This is a genomic window from Mesorhizobium sp. M0244, from assembly GCF_040321795.1.
In the GTDB taxonomy this organism is placed as follows: domain Bacteria; phylum Pseudomonadota; class Alphaproteobacteria; order Rhizobiales; family Rhizobiaceae; genus Mesorhizobium.
Genome location: NZ_JAMYSE010000047.1, coordinates 23,448 through 36,824, shown reverse-complemented (window position 1 = coordinate 36,824; position 13,377 = coordinate 23,448). Strand labels below are relative to the sequence as shown.

The following is a 13,377-nucleotide window of genomic DNA, read 5'->3' as shown; positions in this document are numbered from 1 at the left end:
CGATACGTAAAACTTTAAATATAAGGTTAACGAAGCCGTGATTTCGGCGCCGTTATCGCGACATTTTTCCGGGCCAATCATTAACCCGTTATCCACCGGATACGCCTAGTTTTTGCGGCGGCCGAAGAACGGAGTCTCAAAGTGATACGTGGCGAAAACGGCATTGCCTTCTCGATGCCCGGCGGCGACGTGTCGGGGACAGCCGGGGCGCGGCCGATCGACCTGGCGCATCTTGCGCGCCAGACGATGGGCGATCGGAGCCTCGAGCAGGAGGTGCTGGCGCTGTTCGTCCAGCAGGCGCTGTCGGTGCGCGACAAGATCGTCGATGCGGATGTCAGCCAGCGGCTGCTACTGGCGCACGGGCTCAAAGGCTCGGCGCGCGGGGTCGGTGCCTTCGCCATTGCCGATTGCGCCAGTGCGATCGAATGCCGGCCCGAAGACGCCAGCACGCTGAAGCGGCTTGGCTCGCTGATCGAAGAAGTGCGCGATTTCGTCGCCGCCATCAGCCGATAGGACTTATTCCCAAAACGCCACGCAGCGGCGCTTTCGCGCCGCAGTTGACTTGTCCGGCAGAGTGATTATGTCGGCTCAGACTCCCTTCAGGTGACAAATGACCAAGCTGACCTTCATCGCCCATGACGGCACGCATTTTGACGTGGATGCCGAAAACGGCTCGACCGTCATGGAAAATGCGATCCGCAATGCGGTGCCGGGAATAGAAGCGGAATGCGGCGGCGCCTGCGCCTGCGCGACCTGCCATGTCTATGTCGACGAAGCCTGGACGGCGGAGGTCGGCGAGCCGGAAGCTATGGAAGAGGACATGCTGGACTTCGCCTACGAGGTCCAGCCGAACTCGCGGCTGTCATGCCAGATCAAGGTGCGCGACGCCCTCGACGGGCTGGTCGTGCGCGTGCCGGCCCGCCAGGGCTGAAGCCGATTTTTGCCGCTGCCGCTTGGCAGCGGACCAATGGTCATGCAGTGTCGCGCCGTTTTCCCATAAAGGCGCACGCTCCATGACCGCTATCACCAAGACGGACGTACTCATTGTCGGGGCAGGGCCTGTCGGCCTGTTTGCCGTATTCGAGCTCGGCCTCTTCGACATGAAGTGCCATCTGATCGACATACTCGACCGGCCCGGTGGGCAATGCGCCGAACTCTATCCGGAAAAGCCGATCTACGACATTCCGGGCTGGCCCTCGATCTCGGCGCAAGGCCTGGTCGACAAGCTGCTTGAGCAGATCGCGCCGTTCAAGCCCGAATTCACCTATAACCGCATGGTTTCGAGTCTGGAAAGGCTGGAGGACGGCAGCTTCCGCGTCACGACCGACGAAAACGAGGTGTTCGAAGCCAAAATTGTGGTGATCGCCGCCGGCGGCGGCTCTTTCCAGCCGAAGCGGCCGCCGATTCCGGGCATCGAGCCCTATGAAGGCAAGGGCGTGTTCTACTCGGTGCGCCGGATGGAGGACTTTCGCGGCCACGACCTCGTCATCGTCGGCGGCGGCGATTCGGCGCTCGACTGGACGCTGAACCTGCAGCCGGTCGCCAAGAGCGTGACGCTGGTGCACCGGCGCCCCGAATTCCGCGCAGCGCCCGACAGCGTCAACAAGATGTACGCCATGCAGGAGATGAAGGAGCTGGAATTCCAGGTTGGACAGGTGACTGGCCTGACCGGCACCGACGGCCAGCTAGTCTCCGCCACCATCAAGGGGCCGGAGGGCGATATCGAAGTGCCGTGTACGCGGATGCTGCCGTTCTTCGGCCTGACGATGAAGCTTGGCCCAATCGCCGAATGGGGCCTCAATCTTCACGAGAACCTGATCCCGGTCGATACCGAAAAATTTCAGACGTCCGTGCCCGGCATCTTCGCCGTCGGCGACATCAACTGGTATCCCGGCAAGCTGAAGCTGATCCTGTCGGGGTTCCATGAGGTCGCGCTAATGGCGCAGGCAGCCAAGCGCGTCATCAGCCCCGGCGAGCGCATCGTGTTCCAGTATACGACCTCGTCGACCAGTCTGCATAAGAAGCTCGGCGTGGTCGACTGAGCCTCGCTGTATTTTCGTCAGGCGGGTCTACTCCGCCATGGCCGGGGCCACAGCCTCGGCATGGCCGCGAAGCGTTTTCTCCGGCATCAGCCAGAGCGTGATGAACGACAGCAGCAAGGTCGCCGCCGCGGCAAGAAAGATCATCACAAAGGGCGTAACTGACCCGATATGGCCGACCTCCTGCGCGCCTTCGCTGGCCAGCGGCAGCCCGTAGCCAAGGGCGACGGCACCAAGCATTGCGACGCCAAGCGCACTACCCAGCGAGCGGAGGAAGGTGAGCACGCCGGTCGCCACGCCAAGGTGCATGCGATCGACGGCGTTCTGGACCGATACGGTGGCAACCGGAAAGGTCGTGCCTGTGCCCAAGCCTATGCAGGTCGTCAACACCTCGACAACCAACAGCGAGGCATGCCCGGCGACCAGGCTGAGTACACCGAGGCACAGGATCGAGAAAACAGTGCCGATCATGGCGATGCGCTTATAATGGAAAAAGCGCGGGATCATTCGCCCGCTGAACGTCGCACCGGCGACCGTGCCGAGCATCAGCCCAAGCAACGCGGTGCCCGATTCACTGACCGACAGGCCGACGATCGACTGCAGGTAGACAGGCAGATAGACCGACAAGCCGACATTGGCGGCCTGCAGCAGGAACATCGAAAGCGTGCCGGCGAGAACAATCGGATTGCCTAGCACTTCGAGCGAGATCAGCGGTTCGGCCGCGCGCATGAGCCGCAGCGCGAACGCGCTCCAGAACGCAGCAGAGCAGGCGAGCAGTCCAAGGATGTCAGGCGACAACCACGGATACTCGCTGCCGCCCCAGTTCAAGGCAAGCAGCAGCAAGGAGGTGGCCGCGATCAGAAGCACCGCACCGAGGCCGTCGACGCGGTGATGCTTTGCGGCGATCGGCAGCTTCTTGAGCGGCTTGTTGATGATCGCCATGGCCAGCAGGCCAAGCGGGATGTTGATCCAGAAGATCAGCGACCAATGCAGATGCTCGGCGAAGGTGCCGCCGAGCAGCGGCCCGGCGATGCTGGCGACGGCCCAGGTGCCCGAGATCCAGGCGGCGTAGCGGGCCCGCTCGCGCGGCGGCACGAGATCGCCGATCACGGTCTGCGTCAGGGCGAACAGGCCGCCGCCGCCGGCGCCCTGGATCGCCCGGCCGACGACGAGGACCAGCATGTTGGGGGCCATGGCGCTGACCAGCGACCCGGCGAGAAAGATCAGGATTGCCGCATAGACGGTCGGCCGGCGGCCATAGATGTCGGAGATATTGCCGTAGAGCGGCGCCACGGCGGTCGCGGTCAGAAGATAGCCGGTCACGATCCACGGCAGATATTCGGCATGCCCGAGCAGACGTGCCATCGTCGGCATCGCCGGCGCGACGATGGTCTGGTCGAGCGCCGCCAGCAGCATCGACAACAGCACGCCGCCGATGATGGCGTTTTTCTCGGCTTCGGTCAGCGGCGTGCTGGTTTCCACCATCGCTTGCTTGTCGATAGTCTGGTCCATATCGGTTCATCCATTAATGCTTGCGTGCACGTCCGCGAGGCGGCTGGACTGCGTCGAGTGTGCAGATTGGACGTGTTCTCGTGCCTTGAGACTGAGCCTTGCGAACTTGACATATGTCGTTCGCTATAGGCCGATTTCGACAGGGGCTCGAAAGTTTTTCGAAGCTGGCACTATGCTTCGCCAAAATTGGCTTATTCCAAATTGGTTTTGTCCGACGACGCAGAGTTCAGCCGGGAGCGAGCCGGCCGTTCTCGATGCGCTCGATGCGATAGTGCAAAAGCCGCAGGATACGGCTTTGGAAATTGGCGCTTTCCACACGATCGAAGCGCATCTGGTCCTGGTCGTGCTTGGCAAGCATGGCCGCTGTGATTTTCGCGGCCTTGGCCTTGGCCAGTTCGCAGGTCTTTTCCGGGTAGCTCGCCTTCAAGGCGTCTTCGAGTTCGCGGCCATGGTTCTTGGCAATCTCGACGTGGCGTTCCTCATGGCGCTTGATGTCGGCGGATAACGTATCCCAGAACAGCCTGACGCCGGCATCGGCCTTGCGCGGGCGGCGCCATGAGGGAAGGATGACCTTGACCTTGACGGTGACGACGGCGTCAGCAATCCAGCACGAGCCCGGCTTTTCCGCATAACTGACGCGGGTGGTGAACGCCATCTGGGTGGCGCCTGGATGCCGCGACCCGGTGCTTTTCACCTGAGGCCCGAGTTTCGACAGCTGGGTCTCGATGTCGTCGAGCGTCCTGCCGCCGATCGGGAAATAACTATATGTCTTGACGAGAGTCGTAGCGCCGGCCGGGAGTGCGGTCAGAGCGAGCATCAGGGCGCAGAGGAGGGATCGTGTCATCGTGTTGCCTCTTTGCCCACCTTGCTTTACCGCCGTCTCCGGCGCAACGGAATTGATCCCCGGTCGTGGCGCGGGATCGAACATGGTTGATGGGCAATGATGACAGGGCGATGGCAACTGGCACATGGGCGCCATCTCGACCTTGGCGGCAAGGCCGTCGTCGTCGGCATCCTCAACGTCACGCCCGACAGTTTTTCCGACGGCGGGCTGTTCGATGCCCCGGAAAAAGCGGTGGCCCGGGCGCGCCGTATGGTGGAGGAGGGGGCCTCCGTCATTGATCTCGGCGGAGAATCGACACGTCCCGGCGCGACTGCGGTCTCCGCAGAGGAAGAACAGGCCCGCATATTGCCGATCATCGAGGCGCTCGCGAAATCTGGCGGAACGCTGATCTCGGTCGACACCTACCGGGAGGACACGGCCCGGCTTGCCGTCCAAGCCGGCGCGCATATCGTCAACGACGTCTGGGGCCTGCAGCGCGAACCGGGTATTGCCCGCATCGCGGCCGAAACCGGCGCCGGGCTTGTCATCATGCACACGGGACGGGATCGGCAGAAACTGCCCGACGTGATTGCCGATCAGCTTTTCTTCCTCAGGAAGTCGCTGGAAATCGCGCAGCGGAGCGGTGTTGCCGACGACCATATCGTGCTCGATCCGGGCTTCGGCTTCGCCAAGGAGACAGCTGCGGAAAACTTTGACCTGATGGCACGATTTTCCGAGCTTCATGCGCTGGGCTTTCCGCTGATGGCCGGCACATCGCGAAAGCGCTTTATCGGCACCGTCACCGACCGCGACGCGGCGGCAAGGGGTGCCGGAACCGCGGCCACCAGCGTCATCCTGAGGCTCAAAGGCGCGCATCTGTTTCGCGTCCACGATGTCGCAATCAACGTGGATGCGTTGGCCATTGCCGATGCTATGCTGGCACGTGAGACCGGGGAAAGCTGAGCCATGTATGTCATCCGAATGAAGAACTGCGCCTTCTTCGCCCGGCACGGCGTGCTGGACGAGGAGGAGACGCTCGGTCAGCGCTTTTATGTCGATGCCGCACTCACGGTGGATCCAGGGCGGGCGCTGGTCGACGATTCCATCGAAGACACCGTCAATTATGGCATTGCCTTTGCGGTGATCGAAAGGATCATTACCGGCGAGCGGCGCTTTCTGATCGAAGCGCTGGCGCTCGAAGTGGCGAGGGCGCTGACGGCACGGTTTCCGCAGATCAAAAAGGCCGAGATTACCGTGCGCAAGCCGAATGCCCCGGTGCCGGGTGTGCTCGATCATGTCGAGGTGACCGTTGTCTGGCCAGAATAATAATACCAGTAACACCGTCTATCTCAGCCTTGGTGGCAATCTCGGCGATCCGGCGAAGTCGATGGCTGCGGCACTGGGCATTCTGGATGCCGACGAGAGTACGCGCGTCGTTGCCGTTTCGTCGCTCTACCGCACGCCGCCCTGGGGCAAGCTCGATCAGCCGGATTTCCTCAACGCTGCGGCCGAAATCTCGACCGTGCTCGCGCCGCGCGCCTTGCTCGAGCTTTGCCTTGATGTCGAGCGAAAACTGAAGCGGGTGCGCGAGGAGCGCTGGGGTCCACGCCTGATCGATATCGACATTCTCGTGTTCGGCGACCGCATCATCCACGAGACCGGACTGGAGGTGCCGCATCCGCGCATGCTGGAGCGCGCCTTCGTGCTGGCGCCGCTGGCAGAAATTGCGCCGGAGCTTGTGGTCGACGGCAAGAGCGTGTCGGAGCGACTGGCCGCCGTCGACACTTCGGGCATTGGACGGCTGCCGTCGGGCCGGGATTGGTGGACGGCCTGACGCTGCCGCCATCGGTGCCCGAACTCAGCCGGAAAACCCACCGCCGTCGAGGAACATCTGTTCGTCGGGTGTCGTCTCCCGGCCAAGCATCCTGTTTCGATGCGGAAAGCGGCCGAAGCGCTGGATGATATCGCGGTGCTCTACCGCATATTTCAGATAGGACGGGGCTTTGGCGGCGGTAAGCTCCATCGATTTGAGCTGGTCGGCAAGGTCCTCCGAATGCTCATAGGGCAAATAAAGAAAGACGCGGAGCTCTTCGTCGAGCGCCAGGTCATGACCGGCGGCAATCGCCTTCCCGGCGAAATGCCGCGCCAGCGGGTCCGTGGCGTACATGTGGCCGGTGCTGCGAAAGCAGTTTCGCGGAAACTGGTCGAGCAGGATCATCAGCGCCAGCGACCCTTCGGCGTGTTCGGACCAACCGTCGCATTCGCGCCGGGCGGCGGCGAAGTGCAGATCGAGAAACCGGGTGCGGAAGTCGGCATCAAAGGTGTCGCTCTTCTCGAACCATGCATCCTCCCCGGCGTCGCGCCAGAATCTGGTGACGGAGAGAGCGCGCTCGTCCAGTTCGTTCATCATTCGCGTCTTTCCAGGGGTTAGTCGGCCGGCTCGGATTTCTGCAGCACGCCGGCGGTCTCTTCATTGAGCGCCTGGCCCGCGCGCCGTGGTGTGCTGAGCGGCGTCGGGATGGGCGTGCCGATATTGCCTTTGAGAAAGCGCCGCCCGGCGCGGATGCCTTCGGCCTGCTGCAGTTCGAAACGGGCAGCATCGCGGCGACGGACGTCCTCGACGACCTCGGCGACCTCTTCGGGGTCGACGCCAAGAGCTTCCAGCGTCGAGCCGCCGAAGACAAGCGCCGATTCGAAAGTCTCGCGGAGCTGATAGTCGACGCCGGCACGAATGAGCTGTAAGGCGGTGCCGCGGTCGAAGGCCCGCGCCAGCACGGTCAGCAAGGGAAACTCCGCCTTGATCAGCTCCGCGATGCGCACGGCGGCATCGGGCTTGTCGACGCAGATCAGCACGGCGCGGGCCCGCCCGGCTCCCGCGGCACGCAGGATGTCCAGCCGCGTGCCGTCGCCATAATAGACCTTGAAGCCGAAATCGGCCGCCGCCTGGATCATTTCGACCTCATTGTCGATGATCGACACGTCGATCCCGCGCAACAAAAGCGGCTGGCTGGCGATCTGGCCGAACCGGCCAAAGCCGATGATCAGCACGCTGCCGGTCAGGCCGTTGGCGACATCGACGCCTTCGAGCGACTGCTCGTCGCGCGGCGTCAGATACCGCAGTGCTATGATTGCCAAAGGCGCCAGCACCATGGAAATGATGACGATGGCGGTCAGCATCGCATTGGCCTGGCCGTCGATGATGCCCACCGCCGCCGCTGCGGAATAGAGGACGAAGGCGAATTCGCCGCCCTGCGCCATGAAGACGGCGCGCTCGAGCGCTTCCCGATGGCCGGTTTTGAGGATGCGGGCAACGAGATAAATGCCGATCGCTTTCATCACCATGTAGGCAACGACATAGATGGCAATGAGCTGCCAGTTGACGACGACCACATGCAGGTCGAGTGACATGCCGACGGCGAGGAAGAACAGACCGAGCAGAATGCCGCGGAACGGTTCGATGTCGGCCTCCAGCTGGTGACGGAAGGTCGATTCCGACAAAAGCACGCCGGCCAGGAAGGCGCCCATCGCCATCGACAGGCCGGAAAGCTGCATGGCAAGCGCCGATCCGAGCACGACCAGAAGGGCGGCTGCGGTCATCACCTCGCGGGCGCGCGCATCCGCCAGGATACGGAAGAACGGATTGAGCAGATAGCGCCCGGCAACCACCAGACCGACGATAGCGGCAAGGCCGATGCCGACCTCCGTCAACCGATCCGACAGGCTCATATCGGCGCCGCCCGGCGCAAGGAAGGCGATCAGCGCCAACAGCGGCACGATCGCGAGATCTTCCAAAAGCAGGATCGAGACGATGCGCTGGCCCTTGGGCGTGGCCAATTCGCCACGTTCTTCCAGCAACTGCATGACGATTGCGGTCGAGGTGAGCACGAAACCGGCGCCGGCAACGAAGGATTGTGCGATCGGAAAGCCTCCGGCCAGCCCGACGCCGGTCAGCAGAACCGCGCAGACGCCGACCTGCAGCGCGCCAAGCCCGAAAATCTCGCGGCGCATGCCCCATAGCCGTGACGGCTGCATCTCCAACCCGATGATGAACAGGAACATGACGACACCGAGTTCGGCGACATGAAGAATGGCTTCCGATTCGGAGAAGATGCGCAGCCCGAACGGGCCGATCACGACACCGGCCGCCAGATAGCCGAGAATGGAGCCTAGTCCCATGCGCCTGAAGATCGGCACCGCAACGACGCCGGCGGCAAGCAGCGCCACCACTTGGATCAGATCGCTGTTCGATGCCTCTGCCGCCATGCCTGCCGTTCCGCTCTCTTGGGAGTCAAGCGGCCAAGATAGGGGCTTCGGCGCGGATCGAACAGTGCGAATCCAGCGCATCGTGAAAGCGATATTGCAGGCGCACTGCACAGGATAGTGGGGCCTCCGGGGCGGCACGGTAGCGGCCGACGCCTGCAAGGCCTATGACGAGCTGATTGCCGCGATCAAGGGCTGAGCGCCCAGGTGCATGTCAAAGAGGGCGGCGCCGCTTGGCTGCCGCCTTTTTTATGCCGGAGGCTCAGTTCGGAGCGATGGAGCCAACTTCTACCGCATCGATCCGCTTCAACTTCATGCCGATGACCGGGACCAGTTGCTGGTCGACGCGCACGGCAACGGTCACCGTCATCGAATTGTCGTCGGGGACAAGCGCCTGCATCACGCCGCGCAACTGATTGCGATTGATGGTGAAAACCACCTTGTGCGCATCGACGACATTGCCACCGATAATGTCGAGGCCGGAGCCAGCGGCCCCGCCCATGAAGCTGCCCTTGTAACCCTGCCGGCCCTTGTGTTCGATCGTTGCCGACATCTGCTGGGTGAACATGCCGACCCGGCAGCCGCCGTCGAGCGACATGCCGACCTTGCCGTCAGGCGTCGAGCCGATGAAGCTGCAGGTGAATTTCGTGCCCTTGTATTTGCCGGCAACGATTTCTCCGGGGCCGACCCATTTGCCTTCGACCGATCGAAAGAACTGCTTGTCCGGTTCCGCCGCCGAAGCCTTTCCGGCGATGCCGACGATTGCGACAAGCGTGAGCGCCACGGGCAGCACGCTGGACAGAATAACGCTTTTCATCGACGACACCCGGCAACAAAGAGACTGGTTTGGACGCCTCCGACCATGAACAAGATTGGTTAATGCTTTGTCACCCGAAGGCGATAGTCACGTTCCGGAAGCGGATGTTTCTTTTTCTTTCTTTGCTGCAAAGGAGGTCAGCGCGGAGAGGAAATCGCCCAATCCTGGCCGCCTGACAGCGTTAAAGGGCAGGGGCCTTGCGGTTTCCATGGCGGCAATGCCGATGCGCGCGGTCATCATGCCGTTGACGACGCCTTCACCAAGCTTCGCCGACAGCCGGGCGGCGAGGCCGTGGCCGACGATCTGCTGGACGAAACTGTCGCCGACGGCGATCGACCCGGTGACCGCCAGATGGGCGAGAACGCTGCGCGCCAGGCGAAAGAAGCCAAGCGTGCCCGGGCGGCCGCCATAGAGCTCCGACAGGCGGCGAATCAGCCGGCCGGCTTCGAATACGACATAGGCGACGTCGACCAGCGCGCGTGGGCTGACCGCGGTTACCAGCGACACACGCTTCGCCGCATCGAGGATCATCACCTTCGCGCGGGCGTCGAGCGGGCCGAGGATCTCGGTCTCGGCCAGGCGCACCAGATTGCCGCCGTCGATGATCTCGCCGCGCAATTCGGCCAGCGAGCGCCTGCCGGCCGCTGTTTCGGGCTTGGCCGCGACAAAGGCCGACAACTCGTCGACCACGGCACGCGCGGCCTTCGGATCGTCGCGGGCAATCGCGTCGAGTGCCCGCTTCTGCAGCTTTTCGACCTCGGCGAGGCGGGCAATCGCCAGGAATTCGCGGACGAGGATGACCAGAAGCGCCAGGATGGCGATCGCGGCCATTCCGGCGGCCAGCCAGCCCAGCCATTCGGCGCGCTCGAACAGGTCGCGAATCAGCTGGGCGGTCCAGAGGCCGACGGCCAGCGAAACCAGAACGCCCAGCGCGCCGAAGAACAGGCTGCCAAGCAGCGAACGTTTTCGCGGCGCAATCGCCGGCGGCGGTTCGGCAGCGACGATATCAGGCTCGTCGAAGACGTCGATCTCCGCCGGTATGACCACGGCAAGATCCGCCTTCACGGTACGCGGCTTTCGCGCCGGCGCGGCCTCGGACGCGGCATGGCGAGACGTCGGATCTTCCTTCGGCAGGGGCTCCGGCTCGATGCGAAAGGCCGCCGGTCTGCGGGGTGCGCTCATGCGAGATGGTCTCCGATCAGGAACTGCAGCGCGCGGTCGAGCCTGATATGCGGCAGCGACAGCGTCACGCCTTCGGCCGTGCGTTCGAGTTTCGGCGGGCGAAAGCGCACGAAGCGGATCGCCGGGTCGTCATTGTTCTGCCGGTGCTTCGATTCGGAAACATCGAACACCGCATCAACTTTCTCCGGCAAATCACCGGGAAATATGGCCGTTTCGGTGTTCCCGTCAAAGGTTTCGCCATTGATTTTTTCGCCGCGCAATGGCGTGCCGATAATGATCGGCAAAGTCTCGCGGCCCTGCTTGACCGTGCCTTCCCGCGTCGCGCGCATGGCCGCCATGGCGACGACGTCGACGTCGGCGCCGGTGAAATTCGCCCGCGCCACGGCGCGGTCGGCAAGCCGCCGCACGATCGCCTGCAGCCGGTCGTGGCTTTCGTGGTGCAAATGGTCGGCCTTGGTCGCGGCCACCAATATGCGGTCGATGCGCCTCGAAAACAGGTCGGTCAGGAAGTTGCCACGGCCGGGACGGAAACAGGACAGGATTTCGGTGACCGCGCGTTCCAGATCGGCCATCGCGCCGGGGCCGGCATTCAACGCCTGTAAGGCGTCGATGAGCACGATCTGCCGGTCGAGACGCGTGATGTGTTCGCGAAAGAACGGTTTGACGACATGCGTCTTGTAAGCCTCATAGCGCCGCTCCATCATCGCCTGCAGCGATCCGGAGCGGGCGCGCCCGGCGCCGAGTTTCGGCAGCGGCGCGAAGGTCAGCGCCGGCGAGCCTTCAAGATCGCCGGGCATCAGGAAGCGGCCGGGCGGCAAGGTCGAAAGCGCCCGCTCGTCGAGCTTGCAGGCCTTGAGGTAGGCGGCGAAGCACTCGGCGAGGCGCCGCGCCGCCATCTCGTCGGCGTCGGCGTTCGGATCGACGGAGGCGGAGAGTGCCTGCCATTCCCGCGAAAGATCGACACGCACCGGCAACGCGGCCATCTCGAAGGCTTCGCGAGAAAAATCGGCGAAGGACTTGCCGAGCAGCGGCAGGTCGAGCAGCCATTCGCCGGGGTAGTCGACGATGTCGACCGACAATTTGCCGGCAGAAAACATGCGGCTCCAGCCCGAGGCCGCTTCGTATTCGATGGTGAGCCTCAGTTCGGAAATCGCACGCGTCGAATCCGGCCAGAGGCGGTCGTCGACAAGAGCCGCGATGTGATCCTCGTACTGGAAGCGTGGTACGGCGTCGTCCGGCTGCTCTTCGAGAAAAGCCCGGGCGATGCGCCCCGATTTTTGTGCCTCAAACAGCGGCAAGCGCCCGCCATGGACCAGATTGTGCACAAGGGCCGAGATGAACACCGTCTTGCCGGCGCGGGACAGCCCGGTCACGCCAAGACGCAGCGACGGAGTGAAAAGCCCGGCAGCGCGGCCTGACAACGTATCCAAGGCAATCTTCGCCTCGTCGGTGAAAGTCGTCAGCGATGATGCCAAAATCTGTTCTCGCGGGGCCGGTCAGGCTCCGATATAGGCTTTGATGCGCGGCTTTGAAATGGCCTCAGATATCGGCAGGCGTCAGGAAGGCTTCGAGATAGCCGGCGCCCGGCGCAGCCTCTTCAAGACTGCCTTTGAACCGGACCACCGCAAGAGCGGAGGTCGGGAAGCCGTGGTTCAGCATGGCCCGCGCGGTCTCGTCGCCATCGCCTGAGACCGCCATGGCGAGATCCTCAATCATCGGATTGTGGCCGATGACGAGCAGGGGGCCCAGCCCGCCATTCTGCCGGATGGTAGCCAGATACCCGGCGGCATCGTCACTGTAGAGCGTGTCAAAGAACAGCACCCGGCCCGTGTCCGCATAGCCCGCTAAGCTTTCCAGCGTCTGGCGCGCACGCCTGGCGCTGGAACAAAGGGTGAGGTCCGGTAGATAGTTGCGGGCGCGCATCAGCACGCCCATCGCTTCGGCATCGGCGAAGCCGGATGCATCGAGCGGGCGATCGAAGTCGCGGACGCCGGGCAGCGCCCAGCCGGCCTTTGCATGCCTCAGCAGGTAAAGTCTGGTCACGGAACCCCCGATATGTCGGGTACCGACCGGTCAAATGCGGCCGCTGGAATTAGCCATCAGAAGCGCTTCGCGCGCAATGCCGATGCCCGTCAAGCATAATGAATCATGCGCGAATTCGGGCGTGCCGTTCATGCGAATGATGTCGCCAATGTCGGTTTGTCCCACATAAACAAATGCGTGAAACTGTCGTCGATTGAGCTTGTGCAGTTTTCGGTCCGCGAATATATAGGCGCAAAAATTGGGGTTTGTTGGGTGAGTCGAATGAACGACATCGTTACCGCCGATTACGTACCCTCCGAAGACGAGCCGTTCATGAACGAGCGGCAGAAATCCTACTTTCGCCTGAAGCTCGTCACCTGGAAGAACGACATCTTGCGCGAAGCACGCGAAACTCTCGAAATCCTGCAGCAGGAAAACGCCAACCACCCCGACCTCGCCGATCGCGCCTCCTCGGAAACCGACCGCGCCATCGAACTTCGCGCCCGCGATCGCCAGCGAAAACTCATCTCGAAGATCGATTCCGCCCTCCAGCGCCTTGACGAAGGCACTTACGGCTATTGCGAGGAGACGGGCGAGCCGATCGCGCTGAAGCGGCTCGACGCGCGCCCGATCGCTACCTTGTCGATCGAGGCACAGGAGCGCCATGAGCGGCGCGAGAAGGTCTACCGCGACGACTGAGTCGGCGGGAAAAACAGCGGCAT

Annotated in this window: 15 protein-coding genes; 7 read left to right on the top strand and 8 right to left on the bottom strand. The window is 63.0% G+C overall.

Features of this window, described 5'->3' with window-relative positions; all coding sequences use genetic code 11:
• Positions 1-144: 144 nt before the first annotated feature.
• From NKJ08_RS24090 to NKJ08_RS24080, 3 genes are all read left to right on the top strand, one after another.
• On the top strand, positions 145-513 hold the full coding sequence (locus tag NKJ08_RS24090; RefSeq protein ID WP_352523846.1) for an Hpt domain-containing protein: 369 nt from the start codon (positions 145-147) through the stop codon (positions 511-513).
• Between the two features lie 97 nt (positions 514-610).
• Positions 611-931, top strand: coding sequence for a 2Fe-2S iron-sulfur cluster-binding protein (locus NKJ08_RS24085; protein WP_023674833.1), 321 nt, complete (start codon positions 611-613; stop codon positions 929-931).
• 82 nt (positions 932-1,013) lie between these two features.
• Positions 1,014-2,042: an NAD(P)/FAD-dependent oxidoreductase gene (locus NKJ08_RS24080; RefSeq protein WP_352783632.1), complete on the top strand. Its 1,029-nt coding sequence runs from the start codon at positions 1,014-1,016 to the stop codon at positions 2,040-2,042.
• Positions 2,043-2,069: 27 nt separating this feature from the next.
• On the opposite strand, the gene NKJ08_RS24075 is transcribed toward NKJ08_RS24080, so the two are convergent.
• Positions 2,070-3,551: an MDR family MFS transporter gene (locus tag NKJ08_RS24075; protein ID WP_352523431.1), complete on the bottom strand. Its 1,482-nt coding sequence runs from the start codon at positions 3,549-3,551 to the stop codon at positions 2,070-2,072.
• A 226-nt stretch (positions 3,552-3,777) separates the two neighbouring features.
• Positions 3,778-4,395, bottom strand: coding sequence for a DUF922 domain-containing Zn-dependent protease (locus NKJ08_RS24070; protein WP_352523433.1), 618 nt, complete (start codon positions 4,393-4,395; stop codon positions 3,778-3,780).
• A gap of 96 nt (positions 4,396-4,491) precedes the next feature.
• Between NKJ08_RS24070 and folP the strand changes: the two genes are divergently transcribed.
• The 3 genes from folP to folK are packed head-to-tail and all read left to right on the top strand — an operon-like array spanning position 4,492 to position 6,208.
• Positions 4,492-5,337, top strand: coding sequence for a dihydropteroate synthase (gene folP / locus NKJ08_RS24065; protein WP_352523435.1), 846 nt, complete (start codon positions 4,492-4,494; stop codon positions 5,335-5,337).
• Positions 5,338-5,340: 3 nt separating this feature from the next.
• A complete protein-coding gene (gene folB, locus NKJ08_RS24060) occupies positions 5,341-5,700 on the top strand; it encodes a dihydroneopterin aldolase (RefSeq protein ID WP_352523436.1) in 360 nt (119 codons plus the stop codon).
• Entirely contained in the window at positions 5,684-6,208 is a 525-nt protein-coding gene (folK, locus tag NKJ08_RS24055) for a 2-amino-4-hydroxy-6-hydroxymethyldihydropteridine diphosphokinase (RefSeq protein WP_352523438.1), read from the top strand. Before folB ends, folK begins: the two co-directional genes overlap by 17 nt.
• Positions 6,209-6,232: 24 nt before the next feature.
• Here the strand turns inward: folK and NKJ08_RS24050 are convergent, their stop codons facing one another.
• The 6 genes from NKJ08_RS24050 to NKJ08_RS24025 form a co-directional block, all read right to left on the bottom strand.
• The gene (locus NKJ08_RS24050) at positions 6,233-6,781 is read right to left on the bottom strand and encodes a DUF924 family protein (protein ID WP_352523847.1); all 549 of its coding nucleotides are present in this window, start codon (positions 6,779-6,781) and stop codon (positions 6,233-6,235) included.
• A 20-nt stretch (positions 6,782-6,801) separates the two neighbouring features.
• Positions 6,802-8,637, bottom strand: coding sequence for a monovalent cation:proton antiporter-2 (CPA2) family protein (locus NKJ08_RS24045; protein WP_352783628.1), 1,836 nt, complete (start codon positions 8,635-8,637; stop codon positions 6,802-6,804).
• A 259-nt stretch (positions 8,638-8,896) separates the two neighbouring features.
• On the bottom strand, positions 8,897-9,451 hold the full coding sequence (locus tag NKJ08_RS24040; protein ID WP_352523442.1) for a hypothetical protein: 555 nt from the start codon (positions 9,449-9,451) through the stop codon (positions 8,897-8,899).
• Between the two features lie 87 nt (positions 9,452-9,538).
• Positions 9,539-10,633 carry a YcjF family protein gene (locus NKJ08_RS24035; RefSeq protein ID WP_352783624.1) on the bottom strand — a complete coding sequence of 365 codons (1,095 nt, stop codon included), beginning with the start codon at positions 10,631-10,633 and terminating at the stop codon, positions 9,539-9,541.
• Positions 10,630-12,108: a YcjX family GTP-binding protein gene (locus NKJ08_RS24030; protein ID WP_352523445.1), complete on the bottom strand. Its 1,479-nt coding sequence runs from the start codon at positions 12,106-12,108 to the stop codon at positions 10,630-10,632. The genes NKJ08_RS24035 and NKJ08_RS24030 overlap by 4 nt, the downstream gene beginning before the upstream one ends.
• Positions 12,109-12,172: 64 nt before the next feature.
• Complete coding sequence (locus NKJ08_RS24025; protein ID WP_352523447.1) at positions 12,173-12,676, bottom strand: SixA phosphatase family protein; 504 nt, start codon at positions 12,674-12,676, stop codon at positions 12,173-12,175.
• Between the two features lie 261 nt (positions 12,677-12,937).
• Between NKJ08_RS24025 and dksA the strand changes: the two genes are divergently transcribed.
• On the top strand, positions 12,938-13,354 hold the full coding sequence (dksA, locus tag NKJ08_RS24020) for an RNA polymerase-binding protein DksA (RefSeq protein ID WP_023717816.1): 417 nt from the start codon (positions 12,938-12,940) through the stop codon (positions 13,352-13,354).
• Positions 13,355-13,377 lie beyond the last annotated feature (23 nt).

Excerpts from the sequence above, each read along its gene's own strand:
- NKJ08_RS24085 (WP_023674833.1), top strand. The coding sequence starts at position 611 with ATGACCAAGCTGACCTTCATCGCCCATGACGGCACGCATTTTGACGTG.
- NKJ08_RS24080 (WP_352783632.1), top strand. The coding sequence starts at position 1,014 with ATGACCGCTATCACCAAGACGGACGTACTCATTGTCGGGGCAGGGCCT.
- NKJ08_RS24075 (WP_352523431.1), bottom strand. The coding sequence starts at position 3,551 with ATGGACCAGACTATCGACAAGCAAGCGATGGTGGAAACCAGCACGCCG.
- NKJ08_RS24070 (WP_352523433.1), bottom strand. The coding sequence starts at position 4,395 with ATGACACGATCCCTCCTCTGCGCCCTGATGCTCGCTCTGACCGCACTC.
- folP (WP_352523435.1), top strand. The coding sequence starts at position 4,492 with ATGATGACAGGGCGATGGCAACTGGCACATGGGCGCCATCTCGACCTT.
- folB (WP_352523436.1), top strand. The coding sequence starts at position 5,341 with ATGTATGTCATCCGAATGAAGAACTGCGCCTTCTTCGCCCGGCACGGC.
- NKJ08_RS24050 (WP_352523847.1), bottom strand. The coding sequence starts at position 6,781 with ATGAACGAACTGGACGAGCGCGCTCTCTCCGTCACCAGATTCTGGCGC.
- NKJ08_RS24045 (WP_352783628.1), bottom strand. The coding sequence starts at position 8,637 with ATGGCGGCAGAGGCATCGAACAGCGATCTGATCCAAGTGGTGGCGCTG.
- NKJ08_RS24040 (WP_352523442.1), bottom strand. The coding sequence starts at position 9,451 with ATGAAAAGCGTTATTCTGTCCAGCGTGCTGCCCGTGGCGCTCACGCTT.
- NKJ08_RS24035 (WP_352783624.1), bottom strand. The coding sequence starts at position 10,633 with ATGAGCGCACCCCGCAGACCGGCGGCCTTTCGCATCGAGCCGGAGCCC.
- dksA (WP_023717816.1), top strand. The coding sequence starts at position 12,938 with ATGAACGACATCGTTACCGCCGATTACGTACCCTCCGAAGACGAGCCG.